Source organism: Slackia heliotrinireducens DSM 20476 (assembly GCF_000023885.1).
GTDB classification, from domain to species: domain Bacteria; phylum Actinomycetota; class Coriobacteriia; order Coriobacteriales; family Eggerthellaceae; genus Slackia; species Slackia heliotrinireducens.
Genome location: NC_013165.1, coordinates 1,204,518 through 1,222,024, shown reverse-complemented (window position 1 = coordinate 1,222,024; position 17,507 = coordinate 1,204,518). Strand labels below are relative to the sequence as shown.

General features: G+C 63.2%; 10 protein-coding genes. 3 read left to right on the top strand and 7 right to left on the bottom strand.

The window, feature by feature from the left end; genetic code table 11:
• Window positions 1-12: 12 nt before the first annotated feature.
• Entirely contained in the window at window positions 13-3,048 is a 3,036-nt protein-coding gene (locus tag SHEL_RS05225) for a DNA translocase FtsK (RefSeq protein ID WP_012798205.1), read from the bottom strand.
• A gap of 139 nt (window positions 3,049-3,187) precedes the next feature.
• A complete protein-coding gene (locus SHEL_RS05220; RefSeq protein WP_083762411.1) occupies window positions 3,188-5,113 on the bottom strand; it encodes a ribonuclease J in 1,926 nt (641 codons plus the stop codon).
• Between the two features lie 280 nt (window positions 5,114-5,393).
• Here SHEL_RS05220 and SHEL_RS05215 point away from each other — a divergent pair, with 280 nt between their 5' ends.
• Complete coding sequence (locus SHEL_RS05215) at window positions 5,394-6,578, top strand: MalY/PatB family protein (RefSeq protein WP_012798203.1); 1,185 nt, start codon at window positions 5,394-5,396, stop codon at window positions 6,576-6,578.
• Window positions 6,579-6,589: 11 nt separating this feature from the next.
• On the opposite strand, the gene whiA is transcribed toward SHEL_RS05215, so the two are convergent.
• The 4 genes from whiA to uvrC are packed head-to-tail and all read right to left on the bottom strand — an operon-like array spanning window position 6,590 to window position 11,685.
• A complete protein-coding gene (gene whiA / locus SHEL_RS05210) occupies window positions 6,590-7,513 on the bottom strand; it encodes a DNA-binding protein WhiA (protein ID WP_012798202.1) in 924 nt (307 codons plus the stop codon).
• A 3-nt stretch (window positions 7,514-7,516) separates the two neighbouring features.
• Window positions 7,517-8,671: a gluconeogenesis factor YvcK family protein gene (locus SHEL_RS05205; RefSeq protein ID WP_012798201.1), complete on the bottom strand. Its 1,155-nt coding sequence runs from the start codon at window positions 8,669-8,671 to the stop codon at window positions 7,517-7,519.
• 18 nt (window positions 8,672-8,689) lie between these two features.
• Window positions 8,690-9,676 (bottom strand): RNase adapter RapZ, encoded by a 987-nt coding sequence (gene rapZ / locus SHEL_RS05200; RefSeq protein ID WP_012798200.1) that lies wholly within the window; start codon window positions 9,674-9,676, stop codon window positions 8,690-8,692.
• An 8-nt stretch (window positions 9,677-9,684) separates the two neighbouring features.
• Window positions 9,685-11,685, bottom strand: a complete 2,001-nt coding sequence (uvrC, locus tag SHEL_RS05195) for an excinuclease ABC subunit UvrC (protein ID WP_012798199.1) — start codon at window positions 11,683-11,685, stop codon at window positions 9,685-9,687.
• A gap of 146 nt (window positions 11,686-11,831) precedes the next feature.
• Between uvrC and SHEL_RS05190 the strand changes: the two genes are divergently transcribed.
• Window positions 11,832-12,977, top strand: a complete 1,146-nt coding sequence (locus tag SHEL_RS05190; protein WP_012798198.1) for an exonuclease SbcCD subunit D — start codon at window positions 11,832-11,834, stop codon at window positions 12,975-12,977.
• Between the two features lies 1 nt (window position 12,978).
• Entirely contained in the window at window positions 12,979-16,224 is a 3,246-nt protein-coding gene (locus SHEL_RS05185) for an AAA family ATPase (protein WP_012798197.1), read from the top strand.
• A 119-nt stretch (window positions 16,225-16,343) separates the two neighbouring features.
• On the opposite strand, the gene SHEL_RS05180 is transcribed toward SHEL_RS05185, so the two are convergent.
• Window positions 16,344-17,342, bottom strand: coding sequence for an IS1595 family transposase (locus SHEL_RS05180; protein WP_012797493.1), 999 nt, complete (start codon window positions 17,340-17,342; stop codon window positions 16,344-16,346).
• Between the last annotated feature and the right edge of the window lie 165 nt (window positions 17,343-17,507).

Here is a 17,507-nt window from a genome sequence, read left to right as displayed (position 1 = left end):
GCAGATCACTCCTTAAAATCCGATAGAACCCTTTTGCTCGTCGTGCAGCTCAAAACTCTTCAGCGTTTCCAATTCGAGCTCATCGACAAGCACCTCACGGGGCTTGCTTCCATTGGGGGGACCTACGATCCCTTTTTCTTCGAGCATGTCCATTATACGTCCAGCTCGGGAATAGCCTACACTCAGTCTGCGTTGGATGTTGGATGTTGAGCCCAATCCGCTTGAAACCACTATATCTGCGGCTTCCCAAATGAGCGGATCGAGGGATGTGGAGCTTCCTCCGGACCCGTCGGGCATGGACGAACCCAGGCCGATGACGTTCACGTTGAGGATCTCGTTGTGGTATTCGGGCTCGCCCTGGGTCTTCAGGTGCTCGACCACCGCTTCGATCTCGTCCTCGTCCACAAAGCAGCTCTGGATGCGCACCGGCTTGGGATATTCCGGCTTGCCGTAAAGCATGTCGCCCTGGCCGATGAGGTTCTCGGCGCCGGTCTCATCCAGAATGACGCGGCTGTCGATGCCGGAAGCCACCGTGAGCGCCATGCGGTTGGTGATGTTCGCCTTGATCAGGCCCGTCACAACGTTGGTGGACGGACGCTGGGTTGCCAGAATCAGGTGGATGCCCGCCGCGCGCGCCAGCTGCGCGATGCGGCTGATGGACAGCTCCACTTCCTTACCCACGTTCATCATCAGGTCGGCCAGCTCGTCGATGACGATAACGATATAGGGAAGCTTGCGCACCTGGGCGCCGTCCTCTGTCAGATCGGGCTCGTCGATCTCGCCGGCGTCGACCTTTGCGTTGTACTGAGAGATGTTGCGGACGCCGTGTTTGGAAAGCACCTTCAAACGGCGTTCCATTTCCGCAACGCCCCAGGCCAAAGCGCTGGCTGCTTCCTTATTGTCGTTGACCACGGGCACGTACAGGTGCGGGATGCCATTGTAGGGCGTGAATTCGACGCGCTTGGGGTCAACCATGATCAGGCGCACCTCGTCGGGGGTGGCCCGCATGAGGATGGTCATGATCATGGAGTTGATGGCCACGGATTTGCCGGAGCCGGTGGTGCCTGCCACCAGCAGGTGGGGCATTTTGGCCAGGTCGGCCGTGATGGGATGCCCCTCAACGTCCTTGCCGATGGCCACCATCAGAGGGCCGCCCTTGACATGCTTGAGCACGTCGCCCAGAAGCACCGACTGACGGGTCTTGTTGGGAACCTCGATGCCCACGTAATTCGTGCCGGGAACAGGGGCGAAGATGCGCACGCCCGGCGAAGCCAGGGCCAGGGCGATGTCGTTGGTCAGGTTCATGATGCGGTTCACGCGCACGCCGCTGGGAAGGTCGACCTTGAACAGTGTGACCGTAGGGCCCGCCACCCAGTCCACCACCGTGGCCATGATGCCGAAGTCCTCCAGAGTGGTTTGCAGCTCGGCGGCGGTGGAGCGCAGCTCGGCGTCGTTTGCCTTGGCGGCGCGTCCGCTGCTCTTCACCAGGTCGGGCGAAGGCAGCACAAATCCGTCGCGGACCTCGGCGGCGGTGTCGGCCTTCTTCTTGGATGCCGGCTTCTTGTTCAAAGCCCGGGTCTTGGGAGCCTTCTTCGTGGCGGCGGGTTCTTCCTGCTGCTCGGGCTGGGGTGCGGCGGGCTCGTCGCTTATGCGGTTGAGGCGGCGGGTCATGGCCTTCTGGCCCGTGCGGGTGGCAGGGGTGAACTCAGGGGGCACATAGGTCGTCGGCGCGGCAGACTGCGGAGGCGCACCCGCACCCAGGACCTGGGTGTTTGCAGAAGAGTACGCGTCGGAGTCGTTGACGGCGGTTCCGTAGGGGTCGCCCTCGTCGCGGTCCGACACGGCATCCATGTAGCCTGCGTCCTCGTAGGCGTATTCGCCCGGCCAGTACATGTCCATGTTGTCGGCTCCGGGACCGTAGTCCCCCAGCCCGGCCGACGCCTGCTCACGCAGGGTCATGGTGGCGCGGCGAGGTTTGGACAGGTCGCGGGGCACATGGCTCGTGGACGGCAGGCGCTGCACATCCGGTGACGCGTTGTTCTTGGCGCTGAATCCCGCCACCTCGCGGACCTGGCTGAAGGGGCTCACGAACGTGCGGGTCTGGGCGGAGCTTGCGGGCTCCTCGTATTCGTAGTCATCGGCGTAGGCGCCTGCACCCGCGCTTGCCGAAACGCTGTGCGCCGTGCCGGAGCCGCCGCCCAGAATGCGGGTGCGCAGGCCGGAGGCAACGCGGTTTTCCGCAGGTGCCGGGGCCTGCACGATGCGGGGCTCGTGCTGGACGGGGTCGGGTTCCACGTCATAGGGCTGGTTGTCGTACAGCGCGTACTCCTCGGCCTTGCGGTCCAATCGGCGCTGCCGCTGCTCTTCGGCCTTCTCCTGCACCAGGCTGATGACACCCGACACGCTGAAGCCGATGATGATGGCGGCGCCGATGCCCAAGCCCAGCAGGAACACGGTTCCCACCGCGCGGCCGAACAGGTTGAGCAGCACCCAGGCGATGCCCGCGCCCACGTATCCCCCGTGGGTGGCCAGGTTCTCGGGCGCGAACAGGATGGAGTCCGCCTCGCCGCCCGAGGTGTACAGCGCGAACAGCGACATGATGCAGATGAGTATCAGGAACAGGCCGATGGCCATGCGCAGCGCGAAATACCTGCGCTCGGTGCGCACGAACAGGCTTACGCACACGACGATCAGGATGATGGGAAGGATGTAGGCGCCGACACCCAGGCCGACGTGGATGGTATTCGCCAAAAACGACGTGACGATGCCCTGGGGCTTCACCACCATGGTAACGAGCAGCGCCACTGCGAAGACGCCCAGCACCACGCCCAGGATGTCGCGCTTGGTGCGCTCGTCCAGCAAAGGCGACTCAGTGGCCACGACCTTCTGTTCGGACGCCTTCGAGGCCTTCGCGCCGGAACCCTTCTGGGCCTTCTTCAGAGGCACGCGGCTTTCCGGCTCCTTGGCAGCGGAGCCGTTCGCCTTCGCCCTGCTCGATTTGGACGCATTCGATTTGGATTTGGCGGCAGAATTGGATCCTCTTGCCACGTATGCTCTCCTTATACTGCGTTTATGCTGCGTTTACTGCTGTGTTTATAGTTGTAATTGATTGATTATAGCAAACGGAGGGCCCGACATGCGAACCCTCCGATGAACCCGTCAAACAATCGAAAACGACGCGCGGTTTCTACACCTCGATGATGGAGACGATGACGATGGGCCGCTGCTTGGTCTTCTCCCAAAGAAGCGAGTACATGGTGTCGCGAAGGTGCTTCTCCAAGGATTTGCCGCGCTCGTTCTTGTCCATGCCGCGCTGCAGGGCGCTGGCAATGCGGTCGTGGGCCTCGGCCCGCAGCTCGGACACGTCGCCGCCGGTGATGCCCTTCATCTCGATAATCACGTCGCCGCAGGAACGGCCGTGAGCTGGGTCGATGGCCACGCTGATGGAGGCCAAACCCGAGTTGGACAGCTGCGTGCGCTCGGACAGCACGTCGCGGGTGGTATCGCCCACCGACAGACCGTCGACGTACACGATGCCGCTCTCGACCGGCTCTCCGCGCCTGACGCCCGACGGAGAAAGCTCCAGCGTGTCGCCGTTGTCGCAGACGAAGATGTTGTCGTGGGGAATGCCCACCGCTTCGGCCAAACGCGCATGGGCGCGCAGGTGGGCGGCTTCGCCGTGGACCGGCATGAAGGCCTTGGGCTTCGCGATGGACATGACGATCTTCAGCTCTTCGGAACCGGCGTGGCCGGACACGTGCACCATGGCGCGGGACTTGTCGTACACCTCGCAGCCGATCTTGGACAGGGAATTCACCACGCGGGTGACGGCCTTCTCGTTGCCGGGGACCGGCGTGGCGGAGATGATGACCGTGTCGCCAGGGTCGATATCGATGGTGCGGTGCTCTCCGTTGGCGATGCGGGACAGCGCCGACAGGGGCTCTCCCTGGCTGCCGGTGCACATGATGACGACTTTGTCGGCCGGCATGTCCTTCAGATCGTAGGCGTCGATCAGGTCGATGTCCTGGATGTGAAGGTAGCCCAGACGGCGGGCGATGTCGGTGTTCTGGATCATGGAACGACCCGTGACCACGACCTTGCGGCCGTTGGCCACCGCAGCGTCGGCGATCTGCTGCAAACGGTGGATATGGCTTGCGAAGCTGGCGATGATCACGCGGCCCTTGGCGTTCTCGATGATGCTGCGCAGGGCCTTGCCCACCTCGGCTTCGGAGGGCGTGAAGGTGGTCTTCATGGCGTTGGTGGAGTCGGACAGCATGAGGTCGACGCCGATCTTGCTGAAGCGCGCCATGGCCCCGAAGTCGGTGTGGATGCCGTCGATGGGCGTCTGGTCTAGCTTGAAGTCGCCGGTGTGCAGGATGTTGCCCGCGGGCGATTGCAAAAACACGCCCACCGCGCCCGGGATGGAATGGTTCACGGCGAAGAAGTCGATGACGAAGCTGCCCAGCTTGATTTCGTCGCCGGCGTGGATCTCCTGCAGGCGCGCCTTGACGCGATGCTCCTGGAACTTGCCCTCTATCAGGCCCAACGTGAGCTTGGTGGCGTAGATGGGCACCTTGGAGGACAGATCCTTCATCAGGTACGGAAGCGAACCCGTGTGGTCCTCGTGGCCGTGGGTGACCAGGATGCCCCGCAGCTTGTGCTCGTTTTCGAGCACGTAGGTGTAGTCGGGCAGGATGAGGTCGACGCCGGGATGCCCGTCGTCGGGGAACATGAGGCCTGCGTCGATGAGCACCATGTCGTCGCCGCATTCGAACGCGGTCATGTTCTTGCCGATGCCGTCCAAACCGCCCAAGGGGATGATGCGCATGAGAGCGTCGCTCTTGTGCTTGACGGCCCCGCCTTTGTTCACCGAGGACTTGCGGGAATTGCGGGTGCGCGCTTTGGCGAAGGATTCCTTCTTGGCAGAATCCACCTCGCGGGTGATGTGGGGACGCTCGTGTTCGAGAGTCACATGGCGCGTGCGGCGGGTCTTCTTGTTGCCCGACGCAGCCGAAGGCTGGACGCCGTTGGAAGCGTCCTTGGACTGTGCGGCCTTGCCGCTAGGTTTTCCATTGCTCAAATCGATAAACTCCTTCGAATTGGTGGTATTCATGTTGTACACAACGTCGGTCCAGAAGGGGGCCTGTCCGACGTAACATTCGTTTTAATCAGGCGATTTGCAGCTCGACAGCCGTTAACCGGAGCACGCAGCCTGAGCGTATGACGCTATATAGTACTGCATTCATACGATTTTTCCAAACGCAGAGGCCATCTTACGCCACATGAGTCCCACAATTCCAGCGGGCGAAAGTGCCGAACCGCCACGCGTTGTGCGTACCGTGTCCTTCAATTAGATATAGAATGGCTCCGTACACGAGCGAAATGGAGCAAGCATGATCTACGATTTCGACCGCATCATCGACCGGTACGGCACCGACAGCGTCAAGTACGACAACGCCGAAGAGAGGGGCAAATCGGCGGATCTCATCCCCTTGTGGGTGGCGGACATGGACTTCCCCGCGCCGCAGGAGGTCCTCGACGCCCTGACAGAACGTGTGCGCCACGGCATATTCGGCTACACCGACCCGTCGGCCCCCTACTACGATGCCGTGCGCTCGTGGTTCGAACGCCATCACGGCTACGCCCCGTCCCGCAGCTGGATCGTCCTCTCCCCCGGCGTTGTATACGCCCTGGCCACCGCGGTGGCGGCGTTCACCGAGCCGGGTGACGGCGTGCTCATCCAGCCACCCGTGTACTATCCCTTCAGAGAGGTGGTGGAAGACGGCGGGCGCACCCTGGTCAGGTCGCCTCTGGTGTTCGACGGCGAGAAGTACGCCATCGATTTCGACGATTTCGAAGCATGCATCGAAGACAACGACGTGAAGCTGTTCCTGCTGTGCAACCCCCACAACCCCGTCGGGCGCGTCTGGACCCCCGACGAGCTTCGCCGCCTGGGCGAAATCTGCCTGGACCATGACGTCATCGTGGTGTCGGACGAGATCCACGCCGATTTCGCACGACCCGGCCACACCCACACGGTGTTCGCCTCGCTGAGCCCCCGGTTCGAAAAGCGCTGCGTGACCTGCACGGCGCCCAGCAAGACCTTCAACCTGGCAGGCCTGCAGGCGTCGAACGTGTTCATAGCCGACCCGGACATGCGGGCCCGTTTCAAGACCGCGATCAAGGCCACCGGCCAGTCCGGCGTGAACGTCCTGGGTCTTACGGCCGCCCAAGCCGCCTACGAGCACGGCGACGACTGGCTGCGCCAGGTGAAGGATTATCTGGAAGGCAACCTGGAGTACGTGAAGGGATATCTGGCGGACTTCGTGCCCGAACTGCGCGTCGTCGAGCCCGAAAGCACCTATCTGATCTGGATAGACTGCAACGACCTGGGGTTGACCGCAGGCGAGCTCTACCGCATGGTGGAACACGACGCCAAGCTTTGGGTGGACGAAGGCACCATGTTCGGACTTGAGGGCTCCGGTTTCATCCGCATCAACATCGCTTGTCCGCGGGCCATTCTCGAAGTGGCATTCGAGCAGCTGGCCAAGGCCGTCCGCACCCGTATGGACGCGTAGGCGAATTCCGGCTACAGCTTGCTGGCGATCTCCTCAAGACGGCGGACGCGGTGGTAGACCGCCGATTTCGACAGGGGCGGGTCCGCCTTCTCCCCCAGCTCTTTCAAGGATAGCTCAGGGTTGTGAAGGCGCAGGTAGACGAACTCCTGCAGCCCCGGCGACAGCGTGTTCACCTTGCCGCTTTCGACGATCTTGCGGATGCTGACGATCTGGTCCACCGCAGCGTTTGCGGTCTTGGCCTGGTTCGCCAGCTCGGCGTTGAGTTTGCGGTTGACGTCGTTGCGTACGCTTTTGCGCACACGTTCGCTCTCCATGGTCAACGCGCACTGGTGGGCGCCCGTGAACGCGAGGAACGCGGATACCGACTCGCCGCTTTTCATATAGACGATATAGGAGTTGCGGCGCTGCAGCACATGCGCGTTCATGTCGTGGTCGTTCATGACGGCGGCCAGGTCGCGGGCCAGCTCGGCGTTCTCCACGGTGATTTCGAAATGGAAGTCGCCGCGAGGGTCGGCTATGAACCCGCTGCCCAGAAACGCCCCGCGCACATAACCGGCGGCGCAGCAGTTCTTCTTCACCAAATGCTCGTCGATGCCCATCTGCAGACCCTGGGGGCCAAGCACGCCCAGGTCGTGGAGGGCCTGTTCCAGCTTGGGCTGGTTCGGCACGGTGATCAGGTAGTTCGGCGTCTTATGCAGAACGCTGCGGCGCACGGTGAGCTCGGTCGCCAGCTGGTAGATGCCGTGCAGCGACCGGATGACCAACCGGGCCACCGAGCCAAGCTCCGTGGAAATCTCGAGCTTGTACTTGCCCGGCCCCGAAAACGTCAGCGTGCCCTCGATGCGCACCAGCGCAGCCAGCACCGACCGGTCGCAATGGCGGCAGGACGGAATGACGCGTGTCAGCTCGTCTTTTACATCGTTGGTGAACGACATGCCCTACCGGCCTTTCAAGACGGAAGGATTCCACATGCGGGAGGCCTGCGAGCGGCTGAGCTCGATGATCGACTTGAACGCCGACCTCAGCTCGATGGGATCGTGCCAGGTGGGAAGGTTGGGGTCCACCAGGTTGCGCACGATGACCACAACACCCTGCTGCTGGATGGCGACAGCGTCCTCGTAGGAGATCTTCACCGGCACGGCCACGGGGGCATCCCCGCCCGCATTCGGGACGCGCCTTCCGTCGTCGGCGCCCTCCCCCAGAGGCCGGCTTGCCCTCTCCATCGGCGTTTCGGGCTTCAACGGTTCGGCGCTATGCACCACCATGTAATGGATCAGGCCGCCCATGCCGTGGTCGACCAGCGCTTGGTAATGCTCGATCGCCGTCATGCCGCGGGTCTCGCCCTGCTGGTCGGCCAGCGGACAGACGAACACCGTGAGCGCATGGGACTGCCGGATGGCGTCGATTATGCCGGGCACCAGCAAGTTCGGGATGATGGACGTGAACAGCGAACCCGGCCCCAAAACGATGAGGTCGGCCTGCTTGATGGCCTCAAGCGCAGGCCCGTAGGCCTTGACCGGCTCTTCGGATTCCAACTGCACATGGGAAAGGGTCTCCTGGGAATGGCAGGCGCGAGCCTGGCCGCGGATCACGTTGCCGGACTTGGTCGTGGCCGTGATCATCACCTTGTCCAACGTGGACGGATACACCTTGCCCCGGGCGTTCACAAGGTTTTCGCAGGTCGCGATGGCTTCGGGGAACGATCCGGTCACATCCTCGAGGGCCGCGAGCAGAAGGTTTCCCAGCGAATGGTTGCCCGCGAACTCGAAGCGGCACTTCAAGGCACGGGTCACCGGGTCGCCCGGGTCGGATGCCATGGCCAGGATGCATTTGCGGATGTCGCCCGGCGGAAGGGACCCCGCCTCGTAGCGGAGCTTGCCGGTCGATCCGCCGTCGTCGGCCATGGCGACCACGGCCGACACCCGGGCATCCAGGCTCAAAAGCGTTCGGATGGACATGGGGGCTCCGGTGCCGCCGCCGATGACCACCGCCCGGATGGGGGCTGTCGGGTCTTGGCGGGCCTCGTCAGCGGAAAGCTGGAGGCGTGCGAACGAGGCTGTGTTCGAAGGATCCTGTGATATGGAATGGGTCATGTTCGCAGACCTTCCCTCTTATGCCCAGTCGGGTTCGTCGGCGGAGGGCAGCGTTCCGACCTCATCCGCGGGAGGTTCCTCGTAGATGGACCGACGAACCGATTCGGCCAGATGCAGGTCGCGGTGGGTAACGCTGACGCGATAACCTTGGGTGCTCAGGTGCTCGCCCGTGGCCACGGCGATGGCGACGCTGCGGTGCTGGCCGCCCGTGCAGCCCACGGCGATGGCCAGCTGCTGCTTGCCTTCCTGAACGTATCCAGGCATGACCGTGTCGAGCAGGCTGTTCCACGACGCGAGGAAGTTCACGGTCTCGTCGCGCGCCATGACGAAGTCGCGCACGGGCGCATCCAAGCCCGTCAGCGGGCGCAGCGTGGAATCGTAGTAGGGATTGGGAAGGAAGCGCACATCGATGACGATGTCGGCATCGGTGGGCGCGCCGTGCTTGAACCCGAAGGAGTACACGGTGACCGCAAGGCCGCCGCGCACGGATTCGTCGGAATAGAGTCTCTGGATGTGGGAGCGCAGCTGTCGGGGCATCATGTCGGAGGTGTTGACCACGTCGCGGGCCATCATGCGGATGCCGTACAGCAGGGCCCGCTCGGCGGCGATGCCCTGGGCCAGGGTCATGCCCTCGGCGCACATGGGATGGCGGCGGCGGCTCGCCTTGTAGCGCGCCACCAGTTTCTCGTCGTCCGCATCCAGAAACAGCACGCGGAACGGAATGTTACGGCCCTGCAGGTTCTCGAGCTCGCCCTGGAGATTCGCGAAATACGACTGGTTGCGCGCGTCGCAGACGACGGCTATCTTCTTCTGCAGGTTGGAGGCGTGCGCCATGTCCAAAAGGTTCTTGATCAGGCCGGCGGGCAGGTTGTCGATGCAGTAGTAGCCCATGTCCTCGAAAACATGCATGGCCTCGGTGCGGCCCGCCCCGCTCATGCCGGTGATGATGACCAGATTGCTGGCATCAGGGCTCTTCTGGATGTCGTCGCTGAATTCCTGGACCATGGTGCCTCCTATTCAAGCACGTCGTCAGTGCCGGACCCGTCGGATTCGCCCTGCAGAACAGGATCTTCCCCGAGCCCTTCTGAAATATCGGTCGTTCGTTTCTCATTATACTGCCTTAGGACCGCGTAGACCTCTTCGGCCACCTCAGCGGGGACCGACTTGGTGGCCTTGATCTCCTCCAGGCTGGCAGCGCGAAGCTTCTTGAAACCGCCCATGGATTTGAGCAGGGCCTTCTTGCGAACGGGACCGAGCCCCACCACGTCGTCGAGGATGGATTTGGTCATGCCCTTGCCGCGAAGCTCCCGGTGGAAGGTGATGGCGAAGCGGTGGCTCTCGTCGCGGACGTGCTTGACCAGATACAGCGAGGCCGAGCCGCCCGGCAGCACCACAGGACCTGTCTGCTGCCAGGGGACGAACAGCTCCTCGTCGCGTTTGGCCAGGCCGCACACGGGAATGTCGTTAATGCCCATCTCCTCGAACTGGTCGAGCACCGCATTGAGCTGAGGCAGACCGCCGTCCAGGATGAGCAGGTCGGGCTTCTTGCCGAACCGCGTATCCGCCATGCGCTCGGGGGCGTAGCGCCGCCCGATGACCTCGCGCATGCTCAGGAAGTCGTCGGCCTCGTCCAAAGGCGTCTTGATTTTGAAGCGGCGGTACTGTCCCTTGTCGGGACGCCCGTCGGTGAACACCACCATGGAGGCCACCGTGTAGGAGCCGTGGATGGTGGAGATGTCGAAGCACTCGATGCGCATGGGCGGCTCATCCAGCGCCAGCGCGCTTTCCAGCTGCAGCAGGGCGGCGTTCACCCGTTTGTCCTCGTAGTTGGTACGGACCTTGTAGCGGTTCAGCGTGTGGGAGGCGTTCTTGCGGGCCATTTCCAGCAGCTCCGCCTTCTCGCCGCGGGCAGGCACCGTAAGGTGCACCTTCGCGCCGAACTTGCTGGCCAGCTTTCCCGTCAGCCACTCCTCCATGGCATCGGAGTCCTCCAGCTCGCGCTCCACGATAACCTCGTGGGGAATGGACGTGGTGGCGTCGTAGTAGCGCAGCAGGAACGTATGCAGCAGGTCCTCGTCGGGCACGTCGCTGCCGCGGTCCAGCACGAACTCGTTGCTGTTGATGATGCGGCCTTCACGTATCATGAACACGTGGACGCCCGCGATGGTCTCCTCGCGGTGGATGCCCACCACATCGGCGTTCAGATTGCGCGACGACACCGCATGCTGGCGGTCCGTAAGCGAGTTGATGGTGTCAATCCTTGATTTGAGACGTGCGGCGCGTTCGAAATCCAAATCCGCGGCCGCCTCCATCATCTCCTGGGTCAGCTCCTCGATGAACTCGGTGCGCCTGCCTGACAGAAACTTCTCCACGCGCTCGACGTGCCTGCGGTAGTCCTCGGGCGTGATCTGCCCGCAGCAGGCGCCGGGGCCTAATCCCACATGGGCGTCGAAGCAGGGCCGGGTGCCGGTCTCCGACAGGAACGCCGTCAAATCGTCATTATCGAGCTTCTTCTTCAGACGGCGCCACTCCGCACAGGAGCTCGAGCACAGCGGCACGACCTTGCGGACGATGTCCACCAGCTGGCGCGCCGCACGTCCGTCCGTGTACGGCCCGAAATACCGGGTGGAAGCCACATGCTTCTCACGGGTGTATTTGATGGCCGGGAACACGTCGCCTTTGGTCAGCGCGATGAACGGATAGCTCTTGTTGTCTTTGAAGTCCGCGTTGAAGAACGGAGCGTACTGGTTGATGAGGTTCTTCTCCAACACCAGCGCCTCGTGCTCGTTTTCGACGACGATGTATTCAAAGGAATCGATCTGGTCCACGAGCAGCGGGATCTTGGCGCGGTCGTCCTGGAAATTCACGTACTGGCGCATGCGGGCCCGCAGCTGCTTGGCCTTGCCTACGTAGATGACCTCGCCGTCCTTGTTCTTCCATAGGTATACGCCCGGCAGCGTGGGAACGCTTGCCAGCTGATGTTTGATGTCCTGTATGCGTGATTCGTTAGCCATGGGGCAAGTATACAACCATTGCTGCAGCGACCGACGCGTGCTTGCCCGCACTCTCCAAAAGTCCGCGGATGCCCGCCCCCGCAAAGCCTTCCGTGCGGTACCATAGAGGACCGAACACACCGTTTCCGTAAGGAGCCTTCCGTTTCATGAAGCTGCTGCATGTATCCGACCTGCACATAGGCAAACGCGTCCACGAGTTCCCGATGATCGAGGATCAGCGCCACATCCTGGCCCAGATCGTCGACACGATTCGGGAACGGGACGTGGACGCGCTGCTCATCGCGGGCGACATCTACGACAAGTCCTCCCCCAGCGCCGAGGCCGTGGCACTATTCGACGATTTCCTGTGCGCCGTGGCCGACCTGAACGTGCCGTGCCTGGCCGTCGCCGGCAACCACGACTCGCAGGAGCGCATCGCCTACGCCTCCCGTCTTCTGGCGAGCCGCAACGTGTACCTGTCCCCCGTGTTCGACGGCGCCATCGACCATGTCACGCTGCATGACGAGCACGGCCCCGTGACGTTCTGGCTCATCCCGTACCTGCGGTTCTCGGAAATCAAATCCTGTTTTGACGAGTTCGACGGCGACTACACCGACGCCATGGCGAAGCTGATCGGGCAAAGCGGCGTGAACCCCGAAGAACGCAACGTCGCGCTGGCCCACCAGTTCGTCACCTGGCAGTCGGTGCAGCCCGAACGCTCGGATTCGGAAATCGGCAACATCGGCGGCGTGGACAACATCGACGCCCGCGCCTTCGACGTGTTCGACTATGTGGCGCTGGGCCACATCCACCGGCCGCAGCGTATCGGCCGCGACACCGTCCGATACAGCGGCTCGCCCCTCAAATACTCGATTTCGGAGGCCCCGTGGCCCAAGAGCATGCCGCTGGTCACCCTTGGGAAGAAAGGCTCGGTTGACTTCGAGCTCGTCCCCTTTAAGCCTTTGCACGACCTGCGCGAGATTCGCGGGCCGCTTGCAGACCTCACGTCCCCGGACGTGGTGGGCGCCGCCGACGCCGAAGACTACCTGCATGTGACGCTGACCGACGAGGAGCCTTGGATCGACGCCATGAGCAGGCTCCGCGAGCACTACCCCAACGTCATGCGGCTGGACTACGACAACGCCGCCACCCGCTCCGCGTCGCAGGCGGCCGTTAGCGCTCCCGGCGAACTGGAATCGATGTCGTCCGAGGACCTGTTCGCCGAGTTCTTCGAGATGCGGACGGGCATCCCTTTGACGCAAGCCCAGACAGACCTGGTGCATGCCGTCTTGACCGAATGCGGGGCGAAGTAGCATGAAACCTTTGCATCTCACCATGTCGGCCTTCGGCCCCTACGCCGACGAAGTCTCCATCGACTTCACGACCTTCGGCGACAGCGGACTGTACCTGATCTGCGGCGACACCGGTGCAGGCAAAACCATCATCTTCGACGCCATCGCCTTCGCTCTGTACGGCACACCGTCGGGCGAGAACCGCACGTCAAGCATGCTGCGAAGCGACTTCGCCGACCCGGACACGCCCACCTTCGTGGAGCTGGATTTCAGCTACCGCGGCAGCACCTACCGCATCAGGCGAAACCCCGTCTACCAGCGCCCGAAGAAACGGGGCGAGGGGTTCACTACCGAAAACGAACGGGCCGAGATAACCCTGCCCGACGGCTCGACGATCGCCGGCAAGCAGCACGTGGACGAAACCGTGGTCGGCATCCTGGGCATCGAGAGGCTCCAGTTCATGCAGATCGTGATGATCGCCCAGGGCGACTTCCGCAAGCTGCTGTCCGCCGACACCCAGACACGTGCGCCCATCTTCCGCCGGATCTTCGCCACCGAGCCTTTGCTGGGCTTCCAGAAACGCATGGCCGAGCGCAAGAACGCCTTGGAGGCGGACCACGACCGGGTCATGGCAAGCGTGCAGAACTACGCGGACATGATCGCCGTGGACGAAACGGACGAGCACGCCCGCAGCCTGAAAGAGGAACTGTCAGGCGGCGTGCAGCCGGAAACCGCCCTGCGTGAGGCCGAGCGGCTCGTCGAGGCCGACACGTCGGCCGCGGATGCCGCCAAACAGAGAGCGGCCAAGCTTCAGGCCATTCGCGACGAGGCGAAGGCGGCTTTGGAGTCGGCCCAAACCAACAACGGGCTCATCGACCGGAGGGATGCGGCCCTGCAAGTCTCCGAACAGGCGCTGGGTGCCAAAACCCAGGCGAAGGCGGCCCTGGATGCGGATGCACATCTGGATGATGAGATAGCTGCGCTTCGGGCCCGCGAACGCGACCTGCGTTCGAACCTTCCTTCCTACGACGAGTATGGGCGGCTGCAATCCGCCTTCGACGAGGCCGCTCGCGTACTGGAGTCGGCACGTCAGGCGAAAACGCAGGTGGAAACCGAGCTGACACAGGCCAGAAAGCGTCGCGACGAAGCCGAGCAGGCCGCCGACGAGCAGGCGAAAGCCCAGCACAATCGTGACATGCTGGCCGAAAGGCTCAAAATCGACCGGGCCAACGACGAGCGTTGCGCTGCCCAGGCCAAGACCTACGACAACATATTGGATGCCGACAAACTCATAGGCAAGCTCAAGCAGCAGGTCGAAGAGGCGAAGTCCGCCCAGGCCGCTATCAACGCAGCCATCGAGCAAGGCGTTTCGGACATCGAACAGGCCGCAGCCGAGGCAAGCGGTCTGGGCGCGGCGACCGAGGACCTGTTCGACGCCGAAAACGACAAACGGGCAGCCCAAGCCGACATCGCGCGTCTGGACGCATGCTCCGCCGAACGCACGGAGCTCGCCGATGCCTCCGCGGCGGCCGCGAAAGACGCCGCCGCCGCACAGGAGGCCTACCTTCAGGCACAGAGCACGTTCTTAGAGTGCCAGACGAAGCTTGCCGAGGCACGCAAGGCTTATCTAGACGAACAGGCCGGGATCATCGCTGCCGGGCTTGAGCCGGGCAGCCCCTGCCCGGTCTGCGGATCGACGGACCACCCCGCCCCGGCGCAGGCCCGTACCGACATTCCGAGCAGCGCCGACCTGGATGAGCTGCAAGAGCATTACAACGAGACTCTGGCCGTAGCTAACGAAGCGTCCCAGAACTCAGGTGCGCTCAAGTCCGACGCCGACGGGAAGCGCGCGCGGCTCGACGCCCACATCCAGGAGCACGGCCGCGCCGAAGAACTCGCAGCGCTGCGTGCTGCTGCCGAAAAAGCCCTGGCCGAAGCCGAAGCGCGCATCGATCGGTCCGAGCAGGCCAAAGCCCGCTGCGAGCAGCAGGCGAAAACCGCACAGGAAAAGCGCGCAGTCGTCGAGGCCAAACGTGCCGACCTGCAGAACGCGCTTGACGACCTGGCAGCCCTCAAATCCCAACTGTCTGCGGCCGAGGCCACCCGGGCGACCCTGCAAGATGGCCTGGAGACGACAGATGAAAAGACCATCCGCAGCCAGGCTCAGCAGGCCCACGAGCAGTTCCTTCTGACCCAAGGCGCCTTCGACGAGGCCGTCGATCTCCTTGACCGACTATCCGAGCTGGTCAAGCAGGCTGGTTCCGCTGCGCAGGCCCTTGACGACCTCGAGGCTGAGCTGGAACAGGCGACTGCCGCCCAGCAAGAGGCCACCACCGCGTCGATCACGGCGAAAGCCGCAGCACAGGCCGCAGCAGCCAAGCTCCCCTTCCCCACGAAGCAGGAGCTCGAAGCGGCCATCGACGAAGCAGCCGCACAGGCCGACGCCTCCTTCGAAACCCGTCAGAAGCAGAAAGACGCTTTCGACCAGGCTTCCATCGCCGCAGCCGAAGCCGCCGCACGGGCCGAGGAGCTGGTCCGCCAGGCGGGAGACGACGCCCGTCGTCAGGACGTTTCCCAACTCGAACAGGACCTGGCCGAAGCCGAGCAGCAGCTGCAGGAGGCGCAGGACGCCGCGAACGCCATCGAGCGGCGCATCCACACGAACACCTCGCTGCTCAAACGCATCGAACACGAGCTGAAACGCTCGGCCGACATCGAGGCGCAGTACAAAGAGGTCGCCATCGTGTCCGACGTGGCGAACGGGCGGATGGTCAAGGCAAGCCACTACGCTTTCGAAACCTACGTGCAGAGCCGGTACTTCGAGCAGATGATCTCCGCCGCCAACCGACGGCTCGACACCCTGTCCGACGGCCGCTACGAACTGGTGAGACGCGAGAAGGGATTCAGCAACCGCCAGGTGGGACTGGATCTTGACGTGAAGGACCACTACACCGGCAAGACCCGCGACGCCTCGTCGCTGTCGGGCGGCGAGGCCTTCAAGGCGTCGTTGGCCTTGGCACTTGGCCTGTCCGACACCGTGCAGGCCCACGCCGGCGGCATCCAGCTCGATACCATGTTCATAGACGAGGGCTTCGGATCGTTGGACGACGAGTCGCTGCGGCTGGCGCTCAAGGTGCTGACGGAGCTTTCTGGAAGCGACAAGCACATCGGCATCATCAGCCACATCAGCGAGCTCAAGGACAACATCGACCGGAAGATCGTCGTGGAGCGCGGCCGAGACGGGTCATCCATCCACGTCGAAACCTAAACCGCAAATCGGGCTGGCCCAACTGCATGCTCGGCACCTTTCCGCCACTCGGCACGGCTTTCTAGGCTCCAGCCGAGGGGTTTTGCCAACGTTTCGACATATAAATATGAACCCTACAGTCAACCAACGTAGGCGTGACCGCGCTTGCGCGAGCTGCGGAAAGTGGCGTCGGCCATGAACAAATGGCGGAGCACCCTTTCCACTTTGGGCCATTTCTCCTCGGCCCGCTTGACCCTGAACAGGTACGCGTACCAGTTCAGATATGACTGCAGGTTCTTGACGTCCATGCCGACGTAGCCGTGCAGGTAGCGCCTGATCCAGGAGCACAGGTTGTTCACCATCGCCATCTTCTCGAGGTACTCCGGGTCCTTCGTGTCGGCCTTGTAGGGCCGGTCGACGCCCTTCACGGCCTTCACCAGCGACTTGTGGGACTTCTCCATGTCGTGGAAGATCTCGGAGCCCTCGGCGATGCTGGCCTGCAGCGCGTCCTTGATGCGCCTGGCCGAGGGCTTGCCGTGGCCGCAGCGCACGGCGACCACGTTCTTGTGGACGTCGATCGCGACCGCTATGCAGACCTTGTCCTTGCTCAGGCCCCTCTTCGGCCTCCAGCCCGGGCCTCCCTTCAGGTCGGAGTCCGTGACGTACATCTCGTCTATCCAGACCTTGTCCCGCAGGACGATGCGGTCCTGGTAGCCGTCTATCGTGCTCATGACCCGGTGGCGCCACTCCCAGGCCGTCTGGTGCGACATCCCGCAGAGCTCCGCCGCAGCGTCGAGCTGCACGTTGTAGCACATGAGGCGGATGAAGAGGACCCATGCGGACAGGGGCTTCTTCGAGGATTCGAATATCGTGCCGGCCAACGACGTGTACTTGCGACCGCAGTCGCGGCATTCCCAGAACCTGCGGCCGGCACCCGTGCGGCCTCGGCCGACGGTCTCGCCGGAACCGCATCTCGGGCACGGGGGCCGGGGCCTCCACTCGTCGGCAGCCTCGTCGTAATCTCCGACGCCGACGGACTCGCGGCACCTTCTCGTCTCGACGGCCTCTTGCAAGAGCGCGAAATCGCCCTCATCGAGGGCGTTGACCCGCTTCGCGAACGGGTTCGTACGGGTGGACATGGCGGTATCCCATCCGCCCAGGCGCCCATCCGATCGGGATCGTCGCCAAACAATGGACCGGATGGGCACCTGGGCTGATCATTGTTTGGCTCCGCCATTATAGCCTTTTGCACAGCACGGCGGCCGACTGCTCGGGAGTGCCTAGCATGCCTACGTTGGTTGACT